22 protein-coding genes are annotated in these 22603 nt (G+C 67.3%); 7 read left to right on the forward strand and 15 right to left on the reverse strand.

All coding sequences use genetic code 11. The features are described from left to right. Positions 1–1386, reverse strand: a complete 1386-nt coding sequence (locus ATJ78_RS06525) for an MFS transporter (RefSeq protein WP_245836233.1) — start codon at positions 1384–1386, stop codon at positions 1–3. 108 nt (positions 1387–1494) lie between these two features. Between ATJ78_RS06525 and ATJ78_RS06530 the strand changes: the two genes are divergently transcribed. Further along, entirely contained in the window at positions 1495–2403 is a 909-nt protein-coding gene (locus tag ATJ78_RS06530) for an arginase family protein (RefSeq protein ID WP_098406858.1), read from the forward strand. Positions 2404–2661: 258 nt separating this feature from the next. Further along, positions 2662–3510, forward strand: coding sequence for a hypothetical protein (locus ATJ78_RS06535; RefSeq protein WP_143741384.1), 849 nt, complete (start codon positions 2662–2664; stop codon positions 3508–3510). Between the two features lie 102 nt (positions 3511–3612). Here the strand turns inward: ATJ78_RS06535 and hutI are convergent, their stop codons facing one another. Genes hutI through hutH form a run of 3 tightly spaced genes read right to left on the reverse strand, consistent with a single transcriptional unit; the run spans position 3613 to position 8158 of the window. Beyond that, positions 3613–4860, reverse strand: coding sequence for an imidazolonepropionase (hutI, locus tag ATJ78_RS06540; protein ID WP_098406860.1), 1248 nt, complete (start codon positions 4858–4860; stop codon positions 3613–3615). Between the two features lie 2 nt (positions 4861–4862). Further along, positions 4863–6587, reverse strand: a complete 1725-nt coding sequence (hutU, locus tag ATJ78_RS06545; protein ID WP_098406861.1) for a urocanate hydratase — start codon at positions 6585–6587, stop codon at positions 4863–4865. Next, the gene (gene hutH, locus ATJ78_RS06550) at positions 6584–8158 is read right to left on the reverse strand and encodes a histidine ammonia-lyase (protein WP_098406862.1); all 1575 of its coding nucleotides are present in this window, start codon (positions 8156–8158) and stop codon (positions 6584–6586) included. The genes hutU and hutH overlap by 4 nt, the downstream gene beginning before the upstream one ends. Positions 8159–8290: 132 nt before the next feature. On the opposite strand from hutH, the gene ATJ78_RS06555 reads away from it, so the two are divergent. Continuing rightward, the gene (locus ATJ78_RS06555) at positions 8291–9088 is read left to right on the forward strand and encodes an IclR family transcriptional regulator (RefSeq protein ID WP_098406863.1); all 798 of its coding nucleotides are present in this window, start codon (positions 8291–8293) and stop codon (positions 9086–9088) included. On the opposite strand, the gene ATJ78_RS06560 is transcribed toward ATJ78_RS06555, so the two are convergent. From ATJ78_RS06560 to ATJ78_RS06585, 6 genes are all read right to left on the reverse strand, one after another. Next, a complete protein-coding gene (locus ATJ78_RS06560) occupies positions 9032–9697 on the reverse strand; it encodes a DedA family protein (RefSeq protein ID WP_098406864.1) in 666 nt (221 codons plus the stop codon). The genes ATJ78_RS06555 and ATJ78_RS06560 overlap by 57 nt on opposite strands. A gap of 9 nt (positions 9698–9706) precedes the next feature. After that, complete coding sequence (locus ATJ78_RS06565) at positions 9707–11029, reverse strand: acyltransferase family protein (RefSeq protein WP_098406865.1); 1323 nt, start codon at positions 11027–11029, stop codon at positions 9707–9709. A gap of 133 nt (positions 11030–11162) precedes the next feature. Continuing rightward, complete coding sequence (locus ATJ78_RS06570) at positions 11163–11456, reverse strand: Fe-S cluster assembly protein HesB (protein WP_098406866.1); 294 nt, start codon at positions 11454–11456, stop codon at positions 11163–11165. A gap of 95 nt (positions 11457–11551) precedes the next feature. After that, a complete protein-coding gene (locus ATJ78_RS06575) occupies positions 11552–12223 on the reverse strand; it encodes a response regulator (protein ID WP_098406867.1) in 672 nt (223 codons plus the stop codon). Beyond that, positions 12220–13443: a sensor histidine kinase gene (locus ATJ78_RS06580; RefSeq protein WP_098406868.1), complete on the reverse strand. Its 1224-nt coding sequence runs from the start codon at positions 13441–13443 to the stop codon at positions 12220–12222. The genes ATJ78_RS06575 and ATJ78_RS06580 overlap by 4 nt, the downstream gene beginning before the upstream one ends. Positions 13444–13580: 137 nt before the next feature. After that, positions 13581–13850: a GlsB/YeaQ/YmgE family stress response membrane protein gene (locus ATJ78_RS06585; protein ID WP_098406869.1), complete on the reverse strand. Its 270-nt coding sequence runs from the start codon at positions 13848–13850 to the stop codon at positions 13581–13583. 335 nt (positions 13851–14185) lie between these two features. On the opposite strand from ATJ78_RS06585, the gene ATJ78_RS06590 reads away from it, so the two are divergent. After that, complete coding sequence (locus ATJ78_RS06590) at positions 14186–16168, forward strand: DEAD/DEAH box helicase (RefSeq protein ID WP_098406870.1); 1983 nt, start codon at positions 14186–14188, stop codon at positions 16166–16168. Positions 16169–16296: 128 nt separating this feature from the next. Here the strand turns inward: ATJ78_RS06590 and panC are convergent, their stop codons facing one another. From panC to panD, 3 genes are read right to left on the reverse strand one after another with little or no spacing between them, the layout of a single operon-like run. After that, positions 16297–17136, reverse strand: a complete 840-nt coding sequence (gene panC, locus ATJ78_RS06595; protein WP_342744783.1) for a pantoate--beta-alanine ligase — start codon at positions 17134–17136, stop codon at positions 16297–16299. Continuing rightward, entirely contained in the window at positions 17133–18047 is a 915-nt protein-coding gene (gene panB, locus ATJ78_RS06600) for a 3-methyl-2-oxobutanoate hydroxymethyltransferase (protein WP_098409250.1), read from the reverse strand. Before panB ends, panC begins: the two co-directional genes overlap by 4 nt. Continuing rightward, positions 18040–18453 carry an aspartate 1-decarboxylase gene (gene panD, locus ATJ78_RS06605; protein ID WP_098409251.1) on the reverse strand — a complete coding sequence of 138 codons (414 nt, stop codon included), beginning with the start codon at positions 18451–18453 and terminating at the stop codon, positions 18040–18042. Before panD ends, panB begins: the two co-directional genes overlap by 8 nt. Before the next feature lie 65 nt (positions 18454–18518). Here panD and coaBC point away from each other — a divergent pair, with 65 nt between their 5' ends. Continuing rightward, positions 18519–19718, forward strand: coding sequence for a bifunctional phosphopantothenoylcysteine decarboxylase/phosphopantothenate--cysteine ligase CoaBC (coaBC, locus tag ATJ78_RS06610; protein ID WP_491522962.1), 1200 nt, complete (start codon positions 18519–18521; stop codon positions 19716–19718). Here the strand turns inward: coaBC and ATJ78_RS06615 are convergent. Further along, entirely contained in the window at positions 19715–20089 is a 375-nt protein-coding gene (locus tag ATJ78_RS06615) for a hypothetical protein (protein ID WP_098406873.1), read from the reverse strand. The genes coaBC and ATJ78_RS06615 overlap by 4 nt on opposite strands. Before the next feature lie 42 nt (positions 20090–20131). On the opposite strand from ATJ78_RS06615, the gene ATJ78_RS06620 reads away from it, so the two are divergent. Next, complete coding sequence (locus ATJ78_RS06620) at positions 20132–21208, forward strand: cytochrome b/b6 domain-containing protein (RefSeq protein ID WP_098406874.1); 1077 nt, start codon at positions 20132–20134, stop codon at positions 21206–21208. Between the two features lie 18 nt (positions 21209–21226). Here ATJ78_RS06620 and ATJ78_RS06625 read toward each other — a convergent pair whose 3' ends face one another. Further along, the gene (locus ATJ78_RS06625) at positions 21227–21733 is read right to left on the reverse strand and encodes a VOC family protein (RefSeq protein ID WP_098409252.1); all 507 of its coding nucleotides are present in this window, start codon (positions 21731–21733) and stop codon (positions 21227–21229) included. Positions 21734–21782: 49 nt separating this feature from the next. On the opposite strand from ATJ78_RS06625, the gene ATJ78_RS06630 reads away from it, so the two are divergent. Further along, complete coding sequence (locus tag ATJ78_RS06630) at positions 21783–22595, forward strand: AraC family transcriptional regulator (protein ID WP_098406875.1); 813 nt, start codon at positions 21783–21785, stop codon at positions 22593–22595. Positions 22596–22603: the final 8 nt, after the last annotated feature.

The raw sequence follows: 22603 nt of genomic DNA on the forward strand, positions 1-22603 counted from the left end.
TCAGTTCTCCTCGGGCTCGATGTCGGCGCGTCGAAGCCGATAGCGGCTCAGGGTGATGAGGCTCAGCAGCATGGCGATGGCAGGCACAACACTGAAGCTCAGGACGATCCCCGTGATCGCAGCATCCGATTGGCTGACGACGGCGACGCCGACCGACTCCTGGTAACCCGTGATCGCGAGCATGATCGTAAGCGCCGTTGCACCGAAGGCCATGCCCGCTGTTTCTCCCGCGGTCCAGAGACCGCCGAACACGCCGGCGCGACCCTCGCCATGCCGCTCGGCGTCGTGCGAGATGACATCGGGGAGCATCGCCATGGGAAGCGCCTGCATTCCGGCGTATGCTGCGCCGGCGACCGCGACAGGAACGAAGATCCACCACCCGGGCGACCACATGAGCATGACGAGCGACGCAGACGCGATGAAGAAGATGATGCTGGCGAACCAGTAGCCGCGCTCTTTGCCGATGCGCTTGGCGATGCCACCCCATGCCGGCGTGAGCAGCAGCGCGGGCGCGATGAGCGCGACGAACAGCAGCGTCACGGCCGTCTCTGAGCGCAGGACCCAGGTGGCTACGTACTGGGCGCCCGCGAGCATCATTCCGGTGGCGAGGCCCTGCAGCATGTACGTCGCGAGCAGGGCGCGGAACGGCTGGCTCCGAATGAGAGCTCGGATGCCGCCGCGGTAGTTCTGCACGAGAGACGCCGTGGGGCGAGTCTCGGGTTCGGGCACGTTGCGCGGCGCGACCGTCGACGACAACAGCATCCCGGTGCCGAGAATCACCCCGGCGACGATCGCCATGACGAGATAGCCCAGGTACGGGTCGTCGGGAAAGAGGTCGCGCAGCAGCGGCCCACCGGCGCCGAAGAGCAGAATGGCGACGGTCAGCACCACGACCCGCCACGTGAGAAGGCGCGTGCGTTCGTCGTAGCGGCGCGTGAGCTCGGCCGGCAGAGCGATGTACGGCACCTGGAACAGGCTGAACGAGCTGGCACAGAGAATGAAGGCGACGGTGACCCAGATGGCGGATGCTGCGGGCGCGAGTCCCGGCACAACCGCGAACGTCAACACGAAGAAGACGGGAAGCGCGACACCGCCGATTGTCATGAACCGCCGCCTGGAGCCGCTTCGCACGAGGCTGAAGTCGCTGCGCCCGCCGATCACCGGATCGATCACGACGTCCCAGATCTTGGAGATCGTGAGGATGAGCCCAGCAACTAGCGCTGTGACACCGAGCGTGTCCGTGAGGTAATACACGAGCACGAGGCCGGGCAGCGTCGCGAAGCCTCCCGTTCCGAGGGAGCCGATGCCGTAGCGCCAGAGCGTGCTTCGCGGCAGGCGAGAGCGCGAGACGCTGATGGGCCCTGTGGCGTCGTTGGGTTCGTTCACAGGACCTGCCTGTGAGCCGCGCATCGCCACATCACTGCCATGAACCGATCCTAGTGCTCGCGCGCAACCAAGGGCCAAGCCCCGCGTGCACGGTGCTAGCGTCGAAGTATGGCTGGCAACACCGCGTCGCTTTCGTACGACGACCTGTGGCCGCGTGCGGGGGACTGGCCCGGCTCGGAGACGATCAACGGCGATCTCGATCTGGCGCTCATCGGCATTCCCACGGCGCGGACGTCGCTGTCGTCTACGAACGCAGACGCGACGCCCGCGGCGGTTCGCGATGCGCTGCGTCGGTACAGCCCCTTCGCACATGCGCCCGACGCCGACATCGATGTGCTCACGCTCGCCGATGCCGGCGACATCGTCGACCCGGATGGCGAAGAGGATGCTGCGACACAGCGTGTCGCCGACGTCGCGACGCGCAGCCGGCTCGTCGTCGCGCTCGGCGGAGACAACGCCGCGACGGTTCCCGCGGCACTCGGCGCGTGGGGCAGCGATGTCGCGACGGCTGGCCTCATCACGTTCGACGCGCACTACGATTTGCGCGACGGCCGCTCGAACGGCTCACCGGTTCGTCGGCTCGTCGAGGCGGGGCTCGATGGGCGCCGCATTGTGCAGATCGGCATTCAGGACTTCGCGAACTCACGCGCCTATGCCGAGCGCGCCCGCGAGCTGGGCATCACGGTGATCGGACGCGACGCCCTGCTCGAGCGCTCCGTTGACGATGTGCTGGCAGAAGCGCTCGAGATAGCGGGCAGCGCGGGCGGCCCGATCCACGTTGACCTCGACGTCGACGTGTGCGACCGCTCCGTGGCTCCCGCGTGCCCGGCGTCGGCTCCGGGAGGCATCGCTGCCCACGAGTTGCGTCGTGCGGCACGCGTTGCGGCGCAGCATCCTCGGGTCTCGTCGATTGACATCACCGAGATCGACGCCACGACAGATGCCGTCGACGGACGCACGGTGCGGCTTGCGGCTCTCTGCGTGCTCGAGGCCGCGGCGGGGCTCGCCGTGCGCTGACGAGCCCGGCCCGCTGCCTCTGCCCACCGCACCATTCATATGTCGAAGATGGCGGGAACGCGAGCAAATTGCCGACAGTATTGACATCTGAATTGAGCCCGCCCTCGGGCTTGTGGATAACCGCCGTGGCTCTGCGGTCACTTTGGCAAAGTGTCGGTCATGACGCGCTCGCTCACCCCGCTTCCCGCATCGCTTGGCACTCACTTTTCGGTGGCGACGGCCGTTAAACGCGGAGTCACACACGGCAGACTGCGGGCAGTGGATCTTGAGTCTCCTTTCTACGGTGTGAGGATGCTCGTTGACGACGCCGTAGAGGAGGAGCCCGGTCCAGAGGAACTGATCCGTCGCCAGGCGCGTGCGTATTCGCCACGCATGCGTGATGTGGACTTTCTCAGTCACAGCACGGCGGCCGCCCTGCACCGTGCGCCATTGCCGCTCAAGACAGACACTCAGATTCACGTGTCCACGTTCAGGCCGGCACGCGCGCCACGAACACGGGGTGTCATCGGGCACAGCGCCTCAACGGAGGTGCCCGTTGCGACGGTGAACGGGGTACGCGTCTCAGAACCTGCCGAGACCTGGGCGATGCTCGGTCTGAGCCTTGATGTGCCGTGGCTCGTCGCCGTCGGGGACTACTTCTGCCGGGTGTGGCGAGAAGGGTACGGGCGACCGAACGCCGAGAGTGTGCCCCTGGCGACGCCCGAGAAACTTGCCCGTGCGCTGAACAGCTGCCGCAGGCTGGGTGCAGCGAAGCTGCGCGAGGCTCTTCCTTTCGTGCGCTGCGACTCGTGGTCGCCCCGCGAATCGTTGACGCGCTTCATCATGGTCACGAACGGGCTTCCCGAACCCGTGCTCAACAGCGACTTCTACGACGCGCGCGGCGGTCATCTTGCGTGCATCGACATGGCCTATCCCGAGTACAAGGTGGCTGTCGAGTACCAGGGCCGCGTCCACGGCGTGCAGTATTCTCACGACATCGAACGCATCGAACGGCTGCGCGCTGACGGTTGGATCGTCGTGCAGGTGTCGTCGGAGCTGTTCAACGAGCCGGACACACTCGTTCGCCGTGTTCGAAGTGCTCTGCGCTCACGCGGCTGGCACGGCTGAGTCGCGTGGCCCGCCCGAGCCGGACGCTCATCTGGCAAAATCTGCGTCCCAGAGGCACCCGGAGCGCCAACTTTGCCATCTGAATCTGCGGCAGCACACAGCTCAGATGCTGAGGCCGGCTACCCAGGTCCGTGCCACAAGCGGGACACCGGGGCGGTAGGCGAGGTGCACGTGACTCGGCGCGCGCAGCATCACGACGTCGGCACGGGCGCCAGGCGCGATGCGACCGACATCGTCACGGCGCAGAGCCGCAGCGCCTCCCGCAGTTGACGACCACAGCGCTTCTGCCGGCGTGAGGCCCATGTCTCGTGTCGCGACGGCAATGCAGAACGGCATGCTCGACGTGAAGCTCGATCCGGGGTTGCAGTCACTCGCAAGCGCAACGATGACGCCAGCATCCACCAGCCGTCGCGCGTCGGGATACGGCTGCTTGGTTGAGAACTCGACGCCGGGCAGCAAAGTGCAGACGGTGTCGGATGCTGCCAGCGCGGGGACGTCGTCATCGCTCAGGTACGTGCAGTGGTCGACGCTCGCGGCGCCCAGCTCTATCGCGAGTCGCACTCCGTCACCGTGTCCCAGCTGATTTCCGTGCACGCGCACGCCCAGGCCCCGGGCGGCTCCGGCCTCGAGCACGCGTCGTGTCTGCTCGGGCGAGAACGCACCGCGTTCGCAGAAGGCATCGACCCAGCGCACGTGCGGAGCACACGCGTCGAGCATGGCGCCGCAGACCAGCGAGACGTAGTCGTCGGGGTCGCCGTCGCTGCCCATACCGTTGTCGAACTCAGGAGGCACGACATGGGCGCCGAGGAACGTCACGTCGTCGGTGACCTCCCGCGCCAGACGCGCGAGCCGCTGCTCGTCGTTGACCGTCAGACCGTAGCCCGTCTTGATCTCGAACGTCGTAGTCCCCTGCGCGTGAAGCTCGGCGACGAAGCCCGCGAGCCGTGTACGCAGTTCGTCGTCGGTCGCCGCCCGCGTCGCAGCGACCGTCGACAGGATGCCGCCCGCCTCGTACGGCCGCCCCGCCATGCGCGAGGCGAACTCGGCAGAGCGGTCACCGCCGAACACGAGATGCGTATGGCTGTCGACGAAGCCTGGAATGACCGCTCTTCCTGCAGCATCCACGACCTCGAGGTCGTCGTCGCCGGCGTGAGGGCGAGCGGATGCTGCGTCGCCCACCCATGCGACGCGGTCGCCGTCCAGCAGCACGGCGGCGTTGTGACGGATTCCCAGACGCGCCGTTCCATCGTCGGGGACGCGTGCTCCGAGCCCCGCCGATGACGCGTTGTCGCTGACCGCATCCGGAGTGTTCGTGACGAGTTCGCCGATGTTGGTGATGAGCGTGCGCACGGCTACCTCTCGGTGTCTGTGTCGGGTCGGTCGTCGGCGTTCAGCATCGGAACGCGCACACCACGCTCGCGCGCGACGTCTGCCGCGCGATCGTATCCGGCGTCGACGTGGCGCATGACGCCCGTGCCCGGGTCATTCGTGAGCACGCGCTCGATCTTCTGCGCGGCAAGGTCGGTGCCGTCGGCGACGATCACCTGGCCCGCGTGAATTGACCGGCCGATGCCCACGCCTCCGCCGTGGTGCAGCGACACCCAGGTGGCGCCCGACGCCGTGTTGAGCAGGGCGTTCAGCAGCGGCCAGTCAGCGATCGCGTCTGAACCATCGGCCATGGCCTCGGTTTCGCGATACGGCGACGCGACCGAGCCCGAGTCGAGGTGGTCGCGCCCGATCACGATCGGCGCTGAGAGCTCGCCCGAGGCCACCATCTCGTTGAACTTCAGTCCCGCGCGGTGGCGCTCGCCGAAGCCGAGCCAGCAGATGCGCGCGGGCAGGCCCTCGAAGTGCACCTTCTCGCTCGCGCGGGTGATCCACCGGTGCAGATTCTCGTCGTCGGGAAAGAGCTCGAGGATCGCGCGGTCTGTTGCCGCGATGTCGGCGGGGTCTCCCGAGAGTGCCGCCCAGCGGAACGGTCCCTTGCCCTCGCAGAACAGCGGTCTGATGTACGCCGGAACGAAGCCCGGATACGCGAAGGCGCTCTCGCAGCCGCCCTCCGCAGCTTCGGCACGCAGCGAGTTTCCGTAGTCGAACACCTCCGCGCCAGCATCCTGAAACCCCACCATTGCATCGCAGTGCTTCGCCATCGAGGCGCGCGCGGCGGAGGTGAACCACTCGGGGTCGGATGCTGCCCGTTCGCGCCACTGCGCCACGTCGACGCCCTCGGGCAGGTAGCTGAGCGGATCGTGAGCGCTCGTCTGATCGGTGACCACGTCAACGGGGACTCCGCGCGCGAGAATCTCGGGGAATACGGATGCTGCGTTGCCGACGATGCCGATCGAAACGGCCTCGCGATCGGCCTTCGCCTGCAGTGCGCGCTCGAGTGCGGCATCGAGGCCATCAGAGATTTCGTCGAGATAGCCGTGCTCGCGACGCCGCTCGAGCCGGTCGCGGTCGACGTCGACGATGAGGCAGACGCCGTCGTTCATCGTGACGGCGAGCGGCTGCGCGCCGCCCATACCGCCGCATCCGGCCGTGAGTGTGAGCGTGCCCGCGAGCGTGCCCTCGCCGCGGCCTCGGGTCTCGAGCGACCGCGCGACCGCGGCGAACGTCTCGTAGGTTCCCTGCAGAATCCCCTGCGTGCCGATGTAGATCCAGCTGCCGGCCGTCATCTGCCCGTACATGGTGAGGCCCGCCGCCTCGAGGCGGCGAAACTCTGGCCAGGTCGCCCAGTCGGGAACGAGGTTGGAGTTAGCGATAAGCACACGCGGCGCCCACTCGTGCGTGCGGAACACGCCAACCGGCTTTCCCGACTGCACGAGCAACGTCTCGTCGGACTCGAGGTCGCGCAGCGTGGCGCAGATCGCGTCGAATGCCTCCCAGCTGCGCGCCGCGCGCCCTGTGCCGCCGTACACCACGAGGTCGTCTGGGCGCTCGGCGACCTCGGCGTCAAGGTTGTTCATGAGCATGCGCAGCGGCGCCTCGATCTGCCAGGACTTCGCGTTCAGCATGGTGCCGCGCGGTGCCCTGATCCGCGTGCTCGGTGTGCTGGCGCGGGTATCGTTCTGCGTCATCGCAGTTCTCCTGTCTCGTCTTGTGCCGCGGTCACGATGCGCCCCGTGCGCACCAGCTCGACGACGGCATCGATCTCGTTCGCCACGATGCGATCGGGCCCCGGCCCGTCCACCATCTCGCGCACGCACGCGAGCACCGCCCCGGTCGCGCGTCCGGGCTCGAGCGGGGCACGCAGATCGAGCGATCGGCACGCCGTCATGATCTCGATCGCGACGACCCGCGTCAGTCCGTCGACGGCGCGGCGCAGTTTGCGAGCGGCGTTCCACCCCATCGAGACATGGTCTTCTTGCATTGCCGACGACGGGATCGAGTCGACGGATGCCGGCACGGCGAGGCGCTTCAGCTCGCTCACGATGCCCGCCGCGGTGTACTGCGCGATCATGAGGCCAGAGTCGACGCCCGCGTCGTGCGCGAGAAACGCCGGAAGGCCCTTGCTGCGGCTCGGGTCGAGGTGGCGATCGGTGCGGCGCTCCGACATCGACGCGACGTCGGCGGCAGCGATTGCGAGAAAGTCGAGCACGTACGCGACGGGTGCTCCGTGGAAGTTGCCGTTCGACTCGACCCGGCCGTCGAGCGTGACGACGGGATTATCGATCGCGCTTGCCAGCTCGGCATGGGCGACGGATGCTGCGTGAGCAGCGGTATCGCGGGCAGCGCCGTGCACTTGCGGCGTGCAGCGCAGCGAGTACGCGTCTTGCACGCTCGGGTCGTCTGGTCCTCGGTGCGACGCGACGATGGGGGAGCCGGCGAGCAGTGCGCGAAGGTTCGCTGCCGAGAGCGCCTGTCCGCGCTGGGGCCGCAGCTGCTGCAGATCGTCGGCGAACACGCGGTCGGTGCCGAGCAGCGACTCGACGCTGAGCGCCGCCGCGATGTCGGCGGTGCGAAGCAGCATCCTCATGTCGTGCAGCGCAAGCAGCAGCATCCCGAGCATTCCGTCTGTGCCGTTGATGAGCGCGAGTCCCTCTTTCTCAGCGAGCGCGACCGGACGCAGACCCGCGGCAGCGAGGGCGTCGGCGGCGTTACGGAGCTGACCCTCGGCATTGCGCACCTGCCCTTCGCCCATGACGGCGAGAGCGCAGTGCGACAGTGGTGCGAGGTCGCCAGAGCAGCCGAGAGAGCCGTACTCGCGCACGACGGGCGTGATTCCCGCGTTGAGCATGTCGGCGTAGGCCTGCGCCGTCTCGAGTCGAACGCCCGTGCGGCCGGTCGCGAGAGTCTTGAGCCGCAGCAGCATGAGCGCGCGCACGACCTCGCGCTCGACCTCTGCGCCCGAGCCCGCGGCGTGCGAGCGGATGAGGCTCTGTTGCAACTGCGCGCGCTGCTCGGGGTCGATGAATGTGCTCGCGAGCGCGCCGAACCCGGTGGAAATGCCATAGTGCGGCTCGGTGTCGTCGGCGAGGCTCTCGATCGTGCGGCGCGAATCGGCAATCGCGGAAGCGGCGTCAGGCGAGAGTTCGACGCGGGCGCCGTCCCGGGCGACACGCACCACGTCGTCGGGATCGAGGGCGGCGCCGGTCGCAGTGCGGGCGCCGAGTGAGACGACGCGTCCAGAAGTCAGTGTGCTGCCCATACGACGATTTCACATGACGGCGGGAGCTGCGAGAACAGGCATAATGGCACATGTGTCCGGGATCCCGGACGCGGAGATGCGAGCGCGGCGTGTGACGCCATGCGAGAGACGTGACGGTGGAGAGGATGCTGCATGAGCAAAGCTCCCGCTGCGCAGCAGACGCTGCGCATGCTCACGTTTCTCGCGCGCCAGCGTGGACCGGTCGCCGCCGCGCGCATCGCTGAGGCGCTCGAACTGCCGCGCTCGACCGCGTATCAGCTTCTCGCCGAAATGCAGCGGCAGGGCTACGTCGTGCATCTGCCTGAGGAACGCCGCTGGGGCCTCGGCGTTGCCGCATTCGAGCTGTCGAGCGGATACGCAAGACATGAGCCGCTGAGCCGTCTCGGGAGGCCGCTGCTCGCCGCCCTCGTTGACGAGATCGGCGAGAGCGCCCACCTTGCGGTGCTGCACGGCCGCGATGTTCTGTACATCGTGGAGGAACGCGCGCCGCGCCGACCGCACCTCGTGAGCGACGTCGGCGTGCGTCTGCCTGCGCAGCTCGCGGCGACCGGGCGCGCTATGCTCGCTCAGCTGCCGAGACACCAGGTGCGCGCACTGTTTCCCGACCGCACGGCGTTTGTCGATCGCACGAGCCTCGGCCCGTCGCGCTACTCCGAGCTGCGGCGCCTGCTCGACGACACCGCTCGGCACGGCTTTGCCACAGAGAACGGCGAGATTACGCCGGGTCTTGCGTCTGTCGGCGTCGCAGTGACCGACCACGTGGGCTGGCCCGCAGCATCCATCGCCATCACCTTTGAATCAGACCGGAGCGATGCGCATGCGGCCGACCCTGCGCCCCTTGTCGGTCGTCTGTCGAGCGTCGCGAATGAACTGTCACGCCGCATCCGTGGGAATCCGCTCGCTCGCCCGAGCAGCATCGAGCTCGGCTGACAGGTCCGCCCGCTCGCGCCGCCGCCGCCGAAAGGTGACGATGCGGTCGATGACGAAGCCGATGACGAGGGCGAGAACGATGCCGATGAGCGCACCGAGAAGCGGACTGTCTTTCACGATGTTGCCCGCGATGAGCCCGATGCCCGTCGAGTACGCTGCCCACATGGCCCCGGCGATCGCGCTCAGCGGCATGAACCGGCGGCGAGAGTAGCCGAGCGCACCGGCCGTCATATTGACGGCGACGCGTCCGACGGGAATGTAACGGGCACCGAGAATGAGGCCGGCCCCCGAACGGTCGAGTGCGCGGCTCGCCCAGTCGAACGAGGCGGCGATGCGTGGGCGGCGCATCCAGCGGAATCGGTGGATGCCGACACCGCGGCCGATCGAGAACGCGATGTTGTCGCCGATCGCTGCGCCGATTGCGGCGATCGCGCACAGCAGAAGCATGTTTGTGCCGCCCGTCGATGCCGCAACTGCCGCCGCGGCGACCAGAACGGTCTCGCTCGGGATCGGCGGGAAGAAGCCGTCGATGACGGCGACGATGAACATCACCGCGTAGAGCCACGGAGAGGCGATCGCCTGCATGATGAAGTCGTTCACGATGTCCACCTGTGAAAACTATGCGGCCGGCAGGGTCGCCGGCATCACCCTCTGGTACTGTTCGGGTCCACCCACAGGTGGGTTTGCTGACGCGGTGAGGGCGACCCGCATGAGCAGAACGCTCGCGATCGCCGTCACGACGGTGATCCCGCTCACGAGCAGAACAATGACGCTCAGCACTCCAGCGATGCTCGCGAGTACAGCACGGCGGGTGGATGCTGTGGCAGCGGGCATTGCGCGCCGCTCCCACCGGCCGGTGGACTGCGCGACGACCGCTGTGACGGCAAAGGCCATGCCGATCCAGAACGGTCTGCTGAGCCACCAGCCGGCCGTGCCGGGCTCGGGCAGCGGAAGTGCTCCGCTCAGGGCGCCGACGAGACCGATGCCCGCGAGGGCGATGAGCACGGGCATGTGCCAGAGGTAGATCGTCATGGAGCGCGCGTTGATCCACGTCGAGATCTCGCGCACGGCCGAGCGCTCGGCAATGCGCCGAAGCCAGGGGCGAGCACATGAGAGCGCGGCAAGCTGCACGACGCCGAGCAGCACGAGTGCCGCAGACGGCGGATTGAGCCCCGCGTACATATTCGCCGGGTAGACGCCGAGCATCGTGACGGCGAACAGCGCGGCGAGAGCTCCGAGACCCGCCACGATGCGCGCCCGCGTGCTCAGGGCATCAACGCGGCCATCCGCGAGCCAGAACCCGAGCTGCTGAATGAGCAGCCACACCCCGGCGAGGTTGAGAAACGAGACGGCGCCGATTCCAGTCGCCGCGGCGACAGCATCCACCCCGGCAACGCCGAGAGCGAGCGCGGCAAGCGTGATCCACGGTGCTCGCTCATGCGCGGCGATCAACGCCGGGGCGAGGGCTTGGCAGAGCAGGTAGACGCCGAGGAACCACAGCGGCTGGCTGATGCGGAAGCCGGCTTCGGCGACCATGTCAGCGGGAATCCCCGAGAGCGTCATCGCGAGCAGCACGGCTCCGACGACCGCGATCATGACGATGGCGGGGCCGAGTAGACGCTGCACCCGGCCGGCGATGAACCCGGCTGGCGCCACGCCGCGCTCGCGTGCCGAGCGGTACGCCATGCGGGTGGAGAACCCGCCGACGATGAAGAAGAGCGGCATCACCTGCACGAACCACGAGAGGGGAATGAACCAGGCGTGACCTTCAGCGGCATTCTCGAAGATGGGACCGCTCGGACCGAGACTGACGCCGACCATGAGTGAGTGCAGCGCCACGACGACGGCGAGGCAGACAGCGCGCACGAGATCGATGCCCCTGTCTCGCGGTGCTCGTACCCGCTGTGGGCGCGTTGTCTGCGGCGATGCGACGATTGTCATGAGAGCCTCCTCCTGGCGGAACTACTGAGGAGACTAGATATCGGATGCTGTCGAGAGCATCGACCGCCGGGGTGAAAACAACGCTGCCTCACCCCCTACGAGGGAGTGAGGCAGCGCGAAGTTCTGGTGAGGCCTAGGCCGTCTGCTGGTTGCCGATGGAGAAGCTCACGGCGCCCTCGGCATTGACCTCGGCGTCGAGCACCTTGTCGTCGAGGGCCGCAGCAGCGCCCTCCTCGAGAAAGACCCTCGCGCCACCGGCTTCGACCACTTGATCGTCTGTTTCGGGAGACGAGGCCACGTCGACAGCGAAATCGCCGCTGCCCGGCTCCGTCTGGCTGCTGATTCGCAGTCCCGCATCGTCTTCGCCGGTCGCCTGCGAGGCGATCGTCTTGACGATGGTGCTTGCATTGTCGGTGAGGGTGAGCACAAGCTCTCCTTCCGGTTGCGGGTATGTCCGTGCCACGATTCCGCAGGGCTCGGCGCAGTTCAAGCCATGCCCAGCCATTGTCAGGCCATTCACACTCAGCTTGCGGGCGCGACCAGTCCCGCGTCGTAGGCGAAGATCACGGCGTGCACGCGATCGCGCAGCTGAAGCTTCTGCAGAACCTTGCCCACGTGGGTCTTCACGGTCTGCTCTGAGATGAACAGGTCGGTCGCAATCTCACCGTTGGAGCGTCCGGATCCGATGAGCGTGAGCACTTCGCGCTCGCGCTCCGTGAGGGCGTTGAGCTCGAGGCTCGCCCGCGGTGTCGTGGGGCGGCTCTTGCCGAACTGCTCGATGAGGCGCCGCGTGATGCTCGGCGCGAGCAGGGCATCGCCCGCCGCGACGACGCGCACGGCCTGAACGAGTTCGTCAGGCAGCGAATCCTTCAGCAGAAAACCGCTCGCTCCCGCCTGGAGGGCTTCGTAGACGTAGTCGTCGATGTCGAAGGTGGTGAGCATGATCACGCGCGGCACGTGCGGCAGAGGGTGCGCGGGAGAAAGGATGCGCCGCGTCGCCTCGAGACCGTCGAGCTGCGGCATCCTGACGTCCATGAGCACGACGTCCGGCTTCTCGCGTCGCACGAGGTCGACCGCCTCGGCGCCGTCCGCGGCCTGCCCGACCACCTGGATGCCTGACTGCGCATCGAGCAGGGCGGCGAAGCCGGCGCGCACCATTGTCTGGTCATCGGCGATGACGACAGTGATGGTCATGCGTTTCCCTCTGGATTCACGATGACGCTCCCTTCCGCGTCGAACGGTAGCACGGCGTGAACGAGCCAGCCGCCGTCAGGGGTCGCGTGCGTCTCGAGATGTCCGCCGAGCGCGGTCGTGCGCTCGCGCATGCCAATGAGTCCATGGCCGCCGCCCGCGGCGTCGACCGGAACACCGTCGGGCGCTGAGTTGATCACCGAGATGACGGCGCCAGAGGTGTTGCCGCGTGCAACTCCGACGCTCACGCGTGAACCGGGAGCGTGACGCAGCGCATTGCTGATGGCCTCTTGCACGATGCGAAAGGCAGCGACCTGCACCGAGAGGGGCGCCCCGCGCAGCTCATCGTCGATGCTCAGGTCGATGGGCACGCCTGAGCGGCGAGCGCTCTCAACGAGTCCGGGAATGTCACCGATCGTGCGCTGTGGCATGCGCTCGGCCTCTTCGCCGTCGGGTCGCAGGGTGCCGAGAAGCCGGCGCATCTCGGCGAGGGCAGAACGGGCGGATGCTGCGATATCGTCGAACTCCGCGATCGCGGGGTCATTCAGCTCGGTCAGCCGGTACTTCGCCGTGGATGCCTGCACTTGAATGACCGACATGCTGTGCGCGACGACGTCGTGCAGCTCTCGGGCGATGCGCGAGCGCTCCTCGACGAGCTGACGCCTCGCCTGCTCCTCAGCCGATACCTCCTTCTCACGGGCAAGTTCGTCACGAATCGTGACGCGACCGGCGATGAGCAGAGCGATGACGTACGCGGCGGCAGCTATGGAGAACGTGACGATGAGGTCCGCGATCTCTGCCCCCGTCATCGTGGGGAACCCGCTTCGGCCGGACAGCGAGGGGATCGCGGTCGCGGTGGCGAGCGCGAGGAGCCACGCGACCGCGCCGAGGCGCCACCCGCGGCTGTAGACGATGAGGCCGATCAGCGCGGCCAGCGTAATGATCTCGAGCACGGGAACGGGCCCCGGCCAGAAGGGGTCACGGTCATCGCCGGCGAGTATTCCGTTGCCCAGCAGCCCGACGACGAAGAAGGCCAACGCAGCGCGCGGTCTGGTGAGCGACAGCGGAAGCGCTCCCGCTGTGAACGCCGAAAGGACGAACGCGATGGCGACCGGAACCTGGTAGAGAACCGCGTTGACCGGCACGGCGATGGAATAGATGACGATCGCCATGCTGCCGACCGTGATCCACAACCACAGGGGATGTGTACGCTGCTGAGACATGCCAGCATCCTGTCACGGCAGAAACGGCCGCGGCATCACCCCGTGGTGTGAAACGCGGCTACCGGCTCTCGGACCCAGGCGGTGCTGAACGCAAACGTCGGCCCCGGAATACCTCCGGAGCCGACGTTGGTACGCGGTTATGCGTCAGCGCGCTTGCGGCCGAAGATCAAGCCCCAGATGAGCAGCACGATGATCGCACCGCCGATGGCCAGCAGCCAGCTGGATAGGCTCCAGAATTCGTCGACCCCCACACCGAAGATCACGTTTCCGAGCCATCCGCCGAGGAGGGCGCCGACGACTCCCAGAATGAGAGTGACGATCCATCCGCCGCCCTGCCTTCCAGGAAGGATCAGCTTGGCAATGACTCCGGCGATGAGGCCGAGAATGAGAAATGCGATGAAATTCATAATGATGCCTTTCTTTCTGGGCTCGTGACTCTCGGGCACATGGTGAGCTTCACATTACGAGGGAGCGATTTTCTGGGGGAGGGGGTTGCGAAAGTGCAATGTTCTGTGCTGGCTCACAGCACGTGCACGTAGACTGAGGAGGTCGGCTCTGGACACCGCCTTCGACGAGGGTGGATGGGTTTGTTAGTCCGCTGGGCCGGTTTCCTCTCGAGAACGAGAAGCGAATTCACACGATGTGAACGGTCCCGGCCATAGGACGCCCGGGTGATGATCGCCGCCGATGAGGCGAGCGGCTCTTACGTTTCATGCGCAAAACCAACCCGGAAAGCACCACCATGCCCAAGAACAAGAAGCCCGCCGGTGGCCGTCCCGCCCGCAATTTCGACCCCGACTACGTCGCGAAGCGTCGTGCGCAGCAGGCTAAGAAGGGCCCGAAACCCGGAAGCCGCAGCCCAGGACACCGGGGATATCGCTCGCCGGAGGAGACTCCGAAGAAGAACAGGTGGGATGCTGCTGAGCGCGCCGAACGTGCGGAGCAGCGTCGCCAGGGCGACCGGCGCTTCGACCGCGACGACCGTCCGCAGCGCGAGCGCTTTGACGAAGATCGGCCGAAGCGTCATTACGAGCGAGATGACCGGCCGCGCCGCCAGTTCGCCCGTGATGACCGGCCGCGCCGCGATGATCGAGCTCGCGATGATCGAGCTCGCCGCGATGACCGCGGTTCGCGATTCGCGCGCGACGACCGACCGGGTCGCGACGACCGTCGATTCGACCGCGATGCTCGGCCTCAGCGTCGATCGTTCGACAGTGACGATCGCCCACGCCGCTCGTTTGAGCGGGACTCTCGCCCGCGGCGAGACGATCGCAGCACTCGTTTTAATAGTGACGATCGCGCGCAGCGTCGCTACGAGCGAGACGACCGCCCGCGCCGGCAGTTCGATCGGGACGAGCGTCCGCAGCGGCGTCAGTTCGACCGCGATGACCGTCCGCAGCGTAGGTTCGACCGGGACTCGCGCCCGCAGCGCCGCGACTCGTTCGCGAACCGCGACGCGAAGCCGCGCTTCACGCCGCAGGACGACGTTGTGCTCGAGCGGCTCGAGGCCGACGCCATTCAAGCCTCCGACGTCGAAGGTGTGAGCTTCTCAGACCTCGGTCTCGGCGGCAACATCGTGCGCACGCTCGGCGAACTGGGCGCAGCATCCCCGTTCCCTATTCAGGCTGCAACGATCCCCGATGTGCTCGCGGGCAAAGACGTGCTCGGCCGTGGCCGCACAGGAAGCGGCAAGACCATCGCGTTCGGTGCTCCTCTCGTTGAACGGCTCATGGAGAACAAGGGTGGAACCAAGCGCGAGATGGGCCGCAAGCCCCGCGCGCTCATTCTTGCTCCGACGCGCGAGCTTGCTCTGCAGATCGACAGAACGGTGCAGCCGATCGCCCGCAGCGTCGGACTCTTCACGACCCAGATCTACGGCGGCGTGCCGCAGGCGCGCCAGGTCGGCGCCCTCAAGCGCGGCGTCGACATCGTGATCGGCACACCGGGACGCATCGAAGACCTCATCGAGCAGGGCCGCCTTGACCTCTCAGACGTGAAGGTTTCTGTGCTCGACGAAGCCGACCACATGTGCGACCTCGGGTTCCTCGAGCCCGTGCAGCGCATTCTGCGCCAGACCGCTCCGAAGGGGCAGAAGCTGTTGTTCTCGGCAACGCTCGACACGGGCGTTGCGGCTCTCGTCAACGAGTTTCTCGTCGACCCCGCCGTGCACGAGGTCGCGGGTGAAGACCAGGACTCGGGAACCATCGACCACCGCGTGCTCGTCGCACTGCGCGAAGACAAGGTGCAGCTGCTCACCGAGCTTGCCGACCGTGACGAGAAGACCCTGGTCTTCACGCGCACGCGCGCCTATGCCGAGCAGCTCGTCGACGACCTCGAGGATGCCGGCGTGCGCGCCGTCGCCCTGCACGGCGATCTCAGCCAGGGGCGTCGCCAGCGCAACCTGGAGCGGCTCACGTCCGGTCGCGTGAAGGTGCTCGTCGCCACCGATGTCGCCGCGCGCGGCATTCACGTCGACGACATCACGCTCGTGATCCAGGCGGACATGCCCGACGAGTACAAGACTTACCTGCACCGCTCCGGCCGCACCGGTCGTGCGGGCAAGGCCGGTCGCGTCGTCACCGTGATTCCGCGCAACCGCCGTCGCCGCATGACCGAGATGCTCGAGCGCGCCGAGATCGACGCTCCGATCGTCGATGTCTTCCCCGGCGACGACGTCGTCGACGAGATCGCCGGGCGCCCCACGATCGCCGACCTCACGTCGTAGCGACAGCGCCGCCTCGAGAATGTGCGGGACATGCATGCTCAGGTTCAGTCTTGAGGTGCACGTGCCTCACGTTATGCGGTGCGCATCGCCGGTCGGCCGAGGCCGTGGCGGATGTTCTGTGCGGAGCATCAGTCGAACGAGAGCGCGCCGTTGTCGATGAGGCGCGTCGCGCCCACGCGGGCAGCGATCACGAGAACAGCGTCGCCACGGAAGCCGGGCGGGCACTCGGCGAACGTTGCCCGCTCGACGAGCGTTGCGTAATCGACGGAGAACTCCGGATGCTGTCGCTCAGCGCTCGCGAGCGTGCGCCGCGCAGCATCCTGGGCCTCCGTCGCTGACTGCTCCGAACGTGCCGCATCGATCGCGGCGGGAAGCGCGAGGGCTGTCGCGCGCTCGGCGGCGCTGAGGTAGCGGTTGCGGCTCGACAGCGCGAGCCCGTCGTCGTCGCGCACGATCGGAACGGCATCGATGCGCACGCCGAGGTCGAGGTCGGTCACGAGTCGCTCGACGAGGGCCAGCTGCTGGGCGTCTTTCTGGCCGAAAACGGCCGTGTCGGGGTGCACGAGCTGGAACAGCTTGGTCACAACCGTCAGCACGCCGTCGAAGTGGCCGGGCCGCGCTGCACCCTCGAAGACGGTTCCCATGCGTCCCGCGCTCACGGTGACCTGCGGCTCACGCGGATACATCTCGTCGAGCGTCGGCGCGAACACGAAGTCCACATTGTCGGCGCGGCAGATCGCGAGGTCCGCCTCGAGGTCGCGCGGGTACCGGTCGAAGTCCTCGTCTGGGCCGAACTGCAGCGGGTTGACGAAGACGCTCACCGCGACAGCATCCGCCACCTGCTTTGCACGCGCGATGAGCTGACGATGACCCTCGTGCAGCGCTCCCATGGTCGGAACGAGCGCGACGGTGCCTTCCATGCCTGAGCGCCACGCCTCAAGGGCCGCCAGGCCGCCATGCTGCGTCACGAGAAGTCGCGCTCAGATTCGGGGAACATCCCAGAGGCCACGTCGCTCACGTACGCGCGCACGGCGTCGCCGAGCACCTGATCGAGGTTGGCGTAGCGCTTGACGAAGCGCGGCACCGGTCCCGTGCGCAGCCCGGCCATGTCTTGCCACACCAGCACCTGAGCGTCGCAGCTCGCACCCGCGCCGATGCCGACCGTCGGCACCGGCACCTCGGCCGTGACGCGCGCGGCGAGCTCGGCTGGAACCATCTCGAGAACGACGGCGAATGCCCCGGCCTCGACGACGGCTTTGGCATCGTCGAGAAGCTGCTGTGCCGCGTCGCCGCGGCCCTGCACCTTGTACCCGCCGAGTGCGTGCTCGCTCTGCGGCGTGAATCCGACGTGCGCCATGACGGGAATGCCCGCGTCGACGACCGCGCGAACGCGGTCAGCCATGCGCGTGCCGCCCTCGAGCTTCACGGCGTGAACTTCGGCCTCCTTCATGAAGCGGATGGCCGTCGTCGCAGCCTGCTCCGGCGACACTTCATAGCTGCCGAACGGAAGGTCGGCGATGACGATGGCGCGCGACGTGGCCCGGGTGACGGCACGGGCGAGAGGAATGAGCTCATCGACAGTGACCGGCAGCGTCGTGTCGTGCCCGAAGACGTTGTTGGCGGCCGAGTCGCCCACGAGCAGCGCCTCGACGCCCGACCGCTCGAAGAGCGACGCCGTGTATTGGTCGTAGCTCGTGAGCATCGCCCACCGGCGACCCTCGCGCTTCGCCTTCTGCAGATCAAGGGCACGGATGCGGCGACGCGGCGCAGCCGCGTACGGCGCTGTTTCTGCTGTGGCCGGTTCTCGGCGGGCAGGCTGCGCGTGCCCAGGCTGCGTTGGTTCAGGCTGCGCTGGCTCAGACTCAGTTTGCTCAGACACCGACACTCGCCTCCGACCGCACGGATCCCTGCGCCGGTTCCGACGGGTCCGAGCCGAGACCCGTGATGCGATTGAGCTCGTCGACGTGCACAATGCGCGGACGGTGGCTCTGCAGCTCCGTCTCGTCGACGAGCCCGTACGCCACGACGATCACGAGGTCGCCCGGGTGTACGAGGTGCGCAGCGGCGCCGTTGATCTCGATGTCACCGGCACCCGCGCGCCCGGTGATGACGTACGTCTCAAGACGCGCGCCGTTCGTGATGTCGAGAACGGCGACCTTCTCGCCGTCGACGAGCCCCGAAGCATCCATAAGCTCACTGTCGATCGTGATCGATCCGACGTAGTCGAGGTCGGCCGCGGTGACGGTGGCGCGATGAATCTTCGAGGTGAGCACTGTTCGAAGCATGACTGACATGGTAGCGACGGTTGCCTGGACGGCGCCCAATACGTCGGCGAGCAGTGGTGCGTAGGATGAACCACATGAGAATCGTCGTGGGAGTGTGCGGCGGGATCGCCGCGTACAAGGTCGTCGGCGTCATTCGCACTCTCGTGCTTCGGGGGCATGATGTGCACGTGATTCCGACCGACTCGGCGCTCAAGTTCATCGGGGCGCCAACGTTCGAGGCCATCAGCCGCAACCCCATCGCGACCGATCTCTTCGACGGCGTGGCCGAGGTGAAGCACGTCTCGCTCGGCCAGAGCGCCGACGTGATCCTCGTCGCACCCGCGACGGCCAACACCATCGCGAAGATCGCGAACGGCCTGAGCGATGACCTGCTGACGAACAGCATTCTCGCCTCGACCGCGCCGCTCGTCGTGGCGCCGGCGATGCACACCGAGATGTGGCAGAACCCCGCAACCCAGCACAACGTCGCCACGCTCGTCGACCGGGGCGCGCACATCGTCTGGCCCGAATCGGGGCAGCTCACCGGCAGTGACGTCGGCGTGGGTCGGCTCGCCGAGCCCGAGTCGATCATCGCGGGAGTGGTGGCAGCGGCCGGCTCACGCGATCTTGCCGGCACGAGGGTGATCATCACGGCCGGCGGCACCCGCGAGCCCATTGACCCCGTGCGCTTCATCGGCAACCGCTCGAGCGGTAAACAGGGCGTTGCGCTCGCTGAGGCTGCGCGCGACCGCGGTGCCGACGTCGTACTCATCGGCGCGAACCTCGAGGTCGCTCCTCCCGTCGGCGTCGACTTCGTACCGGTGTCGACGGTCGCCGAGCTGCGCGACGGCGTCGTCTCTCGCTCGCCTGACGCCGACATCGTCGTCATGGCCGCGGCAGTCTCCGACTACCGGCCCGTGACCGTCGCCACGACGAAGATGAAGAAGGATGCCGAGGGAGACAGCTTCTCGATCGAACTCACCGCCAACCCGGACATTCTCGCGGAGTTGGGTCAGCGACAGCATCCGAGACCCGTGCTTGTCGGCTTCGCCGCCGAAACCGAGGCGGATGCTGGCGAGCTCATCGCACGCGGAGCGGGCAAGGCAGAGCGCAAGAACGCCGACCTCATCGCCGTGAATCGTGTCGACGAGGGGCGGGGCTTCGGCGCCGCAGACAACGAGGTGACGATCGTCGACCGCTACGGAGAGGTGCATGCGCGAGCTGCTGGCTCGAAGCGCGAGGTTGCCGACGCCATTCTCGCGGCGGCGCGCGGGGTGCGAGCCTAGCCGATGGCGCCGCTGATGATCGTGACGCCGGCGATCTCAAGAGCGACGGTTGCCGCAATCGCGACCGTCGGTACCCACCAGGCAATCCGGCGTGTGACGAGCAGCGGAACCGCGACGACCACGCCGAGCACTGGGGGAATCCAGACTCCGCCGACGGCGAGACCCGTGCCGACATCAATCGCCCTGAAGTCGCACGTGGCCGGCGTGCACGGATCGGTGAGCATGACCGAGAGCGCGCCCCAGTACATGGCCCCGAGAGCGATGACGATGCTCAGCGCCGTGAGCACGATCGTCGCGCCGAGGTCGGCAATGGAGCGTCGACGGGTACCGGAAGTCGCAGAGGCTGCGGGCTCCGGAAGAGGCTCGTCCATGATTCAAGAGTAGCCAGACGTTCTCGATACAGTGGAGACACTGTGACGACCCCTGACACCGCCGGCATGCCCGGAGCCGATGAGAAGCGCGCGCTCTTTCCGCGCGTGCGCACCGGGCGACGGTGGCTCAATCTCGTCTGGACGATTCCCGCGGCCGTCGTCGTTCTGCTCGCGGTTGTGGCCGTCGGCATCGGCCTGCGTCAGCTCCCCGGCGTCGAGGACTTCATTGCACAGCATCCAGGCACCGTCGCACGCGCCGAGCCGCAGGGATTTCCCTGGTGGCTGCGCTGGCAGCACTTTCTGAACGTCATCTTCCTGCTGCCGATCATGCGGTCGGGACTGCAGGTTCTCGCCGGGCGGCCACGGCTGTTCTGGAAGCTCGGGCAGCGTCCCGGAGCCGAGTGGCTGCGCATGAATGGGCCGGTCGAGCCGGGAGCCCGCGTCTCTCCGAGGCACGACGCGGTAGCACTGCCGACGCAGCTGGGTCTGCCCGGCACGCGGCGCTCAACAGCATCCGCCCGCTGGTGGCACCTCACGTGCACGATGCTGTGGCTGCTCAACGGCGTCGTGTTCTACATCGTGCTGTTCGCGACAGGGCAGTGGACGCGCGTAGTGCCGACGAGCCTCGACGTGTTTCCCAACGCCGTGAGCGCTGTGCTGCAGTACGCGTCGCTTGACTTTCCCGACCAGCGGTCGTGGGTCGCGTACAACGGCATTCAGCTGCTCACGTACTTCATCACGGTGTTCGTCGCGGCACCGCTCGCCGTGCTCACGGGGTTGCTGCAATCGCCGCGCATCAGCAAGGCCGTGGGCGCCGCACACTCGCGCCTCTTCAACGCCGAGGCAGCGCGCTCGGTGCACTCGATCGTGCTGGCGTGGTTCGTGGTCTTCACGATCGTGCACGTCGCACTCGTGCTGACCACGGGCGCTGCCGAGAACCTCAACCACATCACCGTCGGGCACACGGGCACCGGCCCGGCGGGACTTGTGCTCTTCGCCGTCGGCGTCGTCGTGCTGGCCGTGCTCTGGGCGATCGCATCTCCCGTCACGAATCGGTGGCCCGGCGCCGTTCAGGCCGTAGCGGTGCGAGTGCTCGGCCCGATCGCTCGATTGTTCTGACGAACAGTGCCCCTCTCGTTAGGCGGACTGAGTCTTCGCCCATTCCTCGACGCGCCGCGCTGATTCTTCTGGCGAGAGGTCCTCCACGCGTGTCATGACGGACCAGCGGATGCCGAAAGGATCGACAATCGAACTGAACCGGTCGCCCGAGACGAACGTGCTCGGCTCCTCGCGGATCGTCGCACCGGCGGCCCTCGCTCGCTCGGTGACGCCGTCGACGTCGGCGCAGTACAGCGCCATGGAGTAGTCATGGCCGCGCTCAGGGTCGGGGACAATGAGCGCGTTCGACTCCATGGGATCGCTGAGCGTCAGCATCCCGGTGCCGAAGTCGAGAACCGCGTGCGCCACGACGTCGCCGAACCGTGTGACGTCGACGACGCGAGCGCCGAACGACGATGAATAGAACCTGATCGCCTCCTCGGCCGGAGACACGACGATGTGCGGAGTGAGTGACGTGCTGCCGTGCGGAACTCCGCCTGTCGTGTGTGTGCCGGATGCTGCTGACGTGTGTATTTCTGTGCTCATGTGTTCAGCGTAGAAAGCGCATGTCAGCACCGTCTTGTATTTTTGCGACATGACGGATGCTGTGCAGACTCCGCCGCGCTCGCGAGGCCATCTCAACCCCGGCGCCGCCGGAGTGCGGTTCGATCGCTTCGCACTCGGGGCAGGCATGGAGGCGCTCGTGCGACACGTGTGGCTCGTGACGTGGTCGCTTCCGCCCGGCGTCGCCAGAGCCCAGCGTGTGCTCAGCTACCCGACCGTCAACATCGTGTTCGAGCCGCACACCGTCGCGCTGTATGGACCCGATTCTCGCGTTGACACTCGCGTGCTCACCGGGTCGGGGTGGGCCGTCGGCGTTCTGTTCCGGCCGGCCGCGTGCGTTCTGCTCACGCACACGGAGCCCCGTGATCTCGCTCACGCGGCTCCGCTCGGGGAGCCCGTCGAGTCTGCGCCGTGGTCGAGTGTGAGCGCGTGCCTCGGCGAGAGCGAAAGGGGCAGGCTTGTCGGCACTCTGCGGTCGTGGCTCGCGCCTCGCGCCGACGAGATCGACGACGGCGGGATGCTGCTGAATCGCGTGTGCGCCATGGCCGAGGGCGACGAGGACATTGTGCGCGTCGACGAGCTGGCGGCATCCGTGGGCGTCTCGGTGCGCACACTCGAGCGGCTCTCTCGCGCGCGGCTCGGAGTATCGCCCAAATGGCTCATCGAGTGCCGACGCATGCAGAACGCGGCAACGCGGCTCTACGCGGGCGAGGCTCAGGATCTCTCGGCGCTCGCCGCTGAGCTCGGCTTCGTCGACTACGCCCATTTCTCGCGCCGCTACTCGACGGTGCTCGCCGAGACTCCCGACCAGACGAGGCGCGCGGGGGAAGAATCGCGTCGCTGACGTCGCTG

Origin of the sequence: Paramicrobacterium agarici, from assembly GCF_002563955.1 — a bacterium.
Taxonomy (GTDB): Bacteria; Actinomycetota; Actinomycetes; order Actinomycetales; family Microbacteriaceae; genus Paramicrobacterium; species Paramicrobacterium agarici.

What these genes read in the sequence shown, in the direction of transcription:
- ATJ78_RS06530 (WP_098406858.1), top strand. Translation starts at nt 1,495, where the DNA reads ATGGCTGGCAACACCGCGTCGCTTTCGTACGACGACCTGTGGCCGCGT.
- hutU (WP_098406861.1), bottom strand. Translation starts at nt 6,587, where the DNA reads ATGACGCAGAACGATACCCGCGCCAGCACACCGAGCACGCGGATCAGG.
- hutH (WP_098406862.1), bottom strand. Translation starts at nt 8,158, where the DNA reads ATGGGCAGCACACTGACTTCTGGACGCGTCGTCTCACTCGGCGCCCGC.
- ATJ78_RS06555 (WP_098406863.1), top strand. Translation starts at nt 8,291, where the DNA reads ATGAGCAAAGCTCCCGCTGCGCAGCAGACGCTGCGCATGCTCACGTTT.
- ATJ78_RS06565 (WP_098406865.1), bottom strand. Translation starts at nt 11,029, where the DNA reads ATGACAATCGTCGCATCGCCGCAGACAACGCGCCCACAGCGGGTACGA.
- ATJ78_RS06575 (WP_098406867.1), bottom strand. Translation starts at nt 12,223, where the DNA reads ATGACCATCACTGTCGTCATCGCCGATGACCAGACAATGGTGCGCGCC.
- ATJ78_RS06580 (WP_098406868.1), bottom strand. Translation starts at nt 13,443, where the DNA reads ATGTCTCAGCAGCGTACACATCCCCTGTGGTTGTGGATCACGGTCGGC.
- ATJ78_RS06585 (WP_098406869.1), bottom strand. Translation starts at nt 13,850, where the DNA reads ATGAATTTCATCGCATTTCTCATTCTCGGCCTCATCGCCGGAGTCATT.
- ATJ78_RS06590 (WP_098406870.1), top strand. Translation starts at nt 14,186, where the DNA reads ATGCCCAAGAACAAGAAGCCCGCCGGTGGCCGTCCCGCCCGCAATTTC.
- panD (WP_098409251.1), bottom strand. Translation starts at nt 18,453, where the DNA reads ATGCTTCGAACAGTGCTCACCTCGAAGATTCATCGCGCCACCGTCACC.
- coaBC (WP_491522962.1), top strand. Translation starts at nt 18,519, where the DNA reads ATGAACCACATGAGAATCGTCGTGGGAGTGTGCGGCGGGATCGCCGCG.
- ATJ78_RS06615 (WP_098406873.1), bottom strand. Translation starts at nt 20,089, where the DNA reads ATGGACGAGCCTCTTCCGGAGCCCGCAGCCTCTGCGACTTCCGGTACC.
- ATJ78_RS06625 (WP_098409252.1), bottom strand. Translation starts at nt 21,733, where the DNA reads ATGAGCACAGAAATACACACGTCAGCAGCATCCGGCACACACACGACA.
- ATJ78_RS06630 (WP_098406875.1), top strand. Translation starts at nt 21,783, where the DNA reads ATGACGGATGCTGTGCAGACTCCGCCGCGCTCGCGAGGCCATCTCAAC.